Below are 3,148 nucleotides of genomic sequence, written 5' to 3'. Positions count from 1 at the left end.
GTGAGCGCGACGAACAGCCCACCTTTTCTTTTGTGATGGGGGCCGTGAGATAAGCTCCTTCATCGATAGGAGCGGAACGGAATGGTTGGAGATCGCGCTGATGCCATGCTTGAAGTTATGGATGAAGGCATGCATGAAGCCAGGCATGAGGGAAAGTATCGTCGGATCGAGGTGATCACCGGTCGGCGCCAGCGGCGGAATTGGACTGATGAGGAGAAGGCGCGGATCCTTGCGGAAAGCGCAGAACCTGACGTGAACATCTCGGCCGTTGCCCGGCGCTGGGGCGTCAATCGCGGCTTGCTGAATGCCTGGCGTCGCGAAGCCGGACTGACTTCTCAACGATCCGCGAAGACCTGCGCGCAGCAGGCGATGTTCGTGCCGGTGACGGTGGTCGGCGATCGAACCTCACGCCAGCACTCGCCGTCGGATGTCGCGCCCGTTGCCGCAGGTCGGATTGAGATCGAGATTGCCGGAGCCCGCATGACGGTGATCGGCTCGGTAGCGCCCGAGTTGGCGCAGGCGATGGTGGCGGCAATGCGAGGACGCCGGTGATCGGAGTTTCGCCAAATGGCGTGAAGATCATGATTGCGACGCAACCTGTCGACTTCCGGCGCGGGATGAATGGGCTTGTGGCCTTGGTGGCGTCAGCGCTTGCGGCCGATCCCTATTGTGGGGACGTGTTTGTATTCCGCGCCAAGCGTCTCGATCGACTTCGCTGCATTTACTGGGACGGATCAGGCATGATCCTGGCAACGAAGTGGTTGGAAAGCGGAAAGTTCGTTTGGCCGCCGATCCGCGATGGCGCGATGCAGATGAGTAGCCAGGAGTTCTCGCTTTTGCTTGATGGTATTGACTGGACGCGCGTCAAACGAAACGCGGTGAGGAGGCCCTCAAAAGCAGGCTGATCATATTGGTTTTGCTTGAAGATTCAGACTCATATGATAGGGTCAGTCATGCCGCTTCGACCCGATCCCTTGCCCCAGGATGCTGCGCAATTGACCCGGATCATTCTCTCGCTTGACGAGGAGAATGCCGATCTCAAAGCGCGCGTTGCCTTCCTGGAGCAGCAGCTCTTTGGGGCGAAGTCGGAGAAAATGACGACGATCGACCCGACGCAGGCGACGCTCGACCTTGGTGATCTCAGCGACATTCCCGTTGCTGCCAATGACGATGTTGCGCCCGTCACCGAGGGGACACCGCAGGTTCGACCTGCGCCATCGCGCAATATCGGCCGTTTGCCCAAGCACCTTCCTCGGTATGAAGAGGTTATCGAGCCGGAGAGCAAGACTTGCCCGTGCTGCTCGTTCGAGCTTCATTGCATTGGCAATGATGTCAGTGAAGCGCTCGACATCGTGCCGGCGGTCGTCCGGGTGAAGCGGACGGTCCGGCCGCGCTATGCATGCCGGGCCTGCGAAAGCGTTGTTGTGCAAGCGCCCGCGCCGGCACGCGTGATGGACGGCGGCATGGTGACCACGGCGTTTGCAGCCCATGTTGCCGTTTCGAAGTTCGCCTGGCATTTGCCGCTGCATCGTCAGGCGCAGATGCTGGCCTCCTGCGGCGTGATCATCGATCGCGGCACGCTCGGGGCCTGGGTGACGCGGATCGCCTGGTGGCTTGAGCTCCTCTACGATGCTCTAACCGCCTTCATCCGCTCCCAGCCAAGGGTGTTCTGTGACGAGACGCCGCTTCCGCGGCTCGATCCGGGACGTAAGCGAACCAAGGTCTGCCAACTCTGGGCGCAAGCCGTCGACGACCGGCCATGGAATGGTCCGGCGCCGCCAGCGGTGGCCTATACTTTTGCGGAAAGCCGCAGCGCTCGCGAGGTCGAGGGGCAGTTGTCGTCCTTTGGCGGCGTGCTTCAAGTGGATGGGTATCAAGCCTATAAAACGTTGGCCAAGCGCCGGGGGAAGAGCAATGTCGCGCCCATGCGGCTGGCGTTCTGCCTTGCCCATGCGCGGCGCAAGTTCGTCGATGTCGTCAAGCTGACCGGCTCTTCGGAGGCGCTGTCGATCCTGGCCAGGATTGCCGAGATCTATCGCATCGAGGCGAAACTGCGCGGCGAGAATGACGATACCCGGCTGAGGGTGCGGCGCCGCGAGGCAGCGCCCATCATGAGAGAACTGAAGGCCCAGATCACCGAACTGCGCGAAGAGGTGTCGTCAAAGTCGGCGCTTGGCAAGGCCGTCACCTACACGCTCAACCACTGGAGCGGACTGGCAGCCTTCCTGGAGGATGGCCGGATCGAAGTGGACTCCAATGTGGTCGAGCGGTCGATGAAATCGGTGGCTCTGACGAGAAAGAATTCGTTGTTCGTGGGCAGTGCCGGCGGTGGCAAGACTTTCGCGGTCCTCGCATCGCTCGTCAACACCTGCAAACTGAATGGTGTGGACCCCGAGGTCTGGCTTGCCGATGTGCTGGAACGCATCATCGCGGGCAAAGTGAAAGCCAACGATCTGGAAAGTCTCTTGCCGTGGAACTGGAAAGCTGAGCGCGAGATGATGACAGAGCAGGAGCGACGGGCGGCATGACACCGAACATCCAGGGGACGACGGCACGACCGAAGCTCGATGACGAGGCGTTCGAAGCCTTTATTAGGGGACGTCGTCCGGCATCGCCAATCTGGTCCATGAGCGGTCTCGATGGCTATCTTACGGCTCTCATCATCGGCCCGAAGTTCATCGACCCACGAAAATGGATCCCGGAATTGACCGGTCCGGATGCCCTAAACCTGCCGATGGAAACAACCGAACATCGGGCCGTGCAAACGATCGTTGCAGAGTACAACCGTATCTCGGCAAGCCTCTCCGAAACACCAAAAGACCACCGGCCCAGGTTCACCAGGATCGATGATCAGACCTCTGATCCATTCGATTGGGACATCTGCTTTTTGCTGGGAACAGGATACGCGCCGAGGCTTTGGCAGCCGGTCCTTCGAGGTCATGCCGTCACGGGCGATATCATCGCGCCCATCCGCAAGCTCGGCGAGGTGAAACGGAAAGCGACCCGCCAGGATGCTGCTGCCGTCGCCGAAGCGCTCGTCAATATCCGAACCTACTTTATGCCGAAGAGGGCAAAGCAGAAGTTCTGAAAGAAAGTGCTATTGCGATCCCGTCAACGCCGAAAGCCGTGGGCTGTTCGTCGCGCTCAC

General features: G+C 60.3%; 4 protein-coding genes. All 4 read left to right on the top strand.

Going from position 1 to position 3,148, the window contains the following annotated elements; all coding sequences use genetic code 11:
- Positions 1–81 precede the first annotated feature (81 nt).
- The 4 genes from FHT71_RS31020 to FHT71_RS31005 are packed head-to-tail and all read left to right on the top strand — an operon-like array spanning position 82 to position 3,088.
- A complete protein-coding gene (locus tag FHT71_RS31020; protein ID WP_183723276.1) occupies positions 82–552 on the top strand; it encodes a transposase in 471 nt (156 codons plus the stop codon).
- Positions 549–905 (top strand): IS66 family insertion sequence element accessory protein TnpB, encoded by a 357-nt coding sequence (tnpB, locus tag FHT71_RS31015; protein WP_183723275.1) that lies wholly within the window; start codon positions 549–551, stop codon positions 903–905. Before FHT71_RS31020 ends, tnpB begins: the two co-directional genes overlap by 4 nt.
- A 48-nt stretch (positions 906–953) precedes the next feature.
- Entirely contained in the window at positions 954–2,528 is a 1,575-nt protein-coding gene (locus FHT71_RS31010) for an IS66 family transposase (protein WP_183723273.1), read from the top strand.
- Positions 2,525–3,088 carry a UPF0149 family protein gene (locus tag FHT71_RS31005; protein ID WP_183723270.1) on the top strand — a complete coding sequence of 188 codons (564 nt, stop codon included), beginning with the start codon at positions 2,525–2,527 and terminating at the stop codon, positions 3,086–3,088. Before FHT71_RS31010 ends, FHT71_RS31005 begins: the two co-directional genes overlap by 4 nt.
- The last annotated feature ends 60 nt before the right edge of the window (positions 3,089–3,148 follow it).

It is taken from the genome of Rhizobium sp. BK060 (assembly GCF_014193145.1).
Classification (GTDB): domain Bacteria; phylum Pseudomonadota; class Alphaproteobacteria; order Rhizobiales; family Rhizobiaceae; genus Rhizobium.
The sequence above is the reverse complement of the archived record's forward strand: the minus strand, read 5'-3'. Positions and strand labels throughout refer to the sequence as shown.

Excerpts from the sequence above, each read along its gene's own strand:
- FHT71_RS31020 (WP_183723276.1), top strand. The coding sequence starts at position 82 with ATGGTTGGAGATCGCGCTGATGCCATGCTTGAAGTTATGGATGAAGGC.
- FHT71_RS31010 (WP_183723273.1), top strand. The coding sequence starts at position 954 with ATGCCGCTTCGACCCGATCCCTTGCCCCAGGATGCTGCGCAATTGACC.
- FHT71_RS31005 (WP_183723270.1), top strand. The coding sequence starts at position 2,525 with ATGACACCGAACATCCAGGGGACGACGGCACGACCGAAGCTCGATGAC.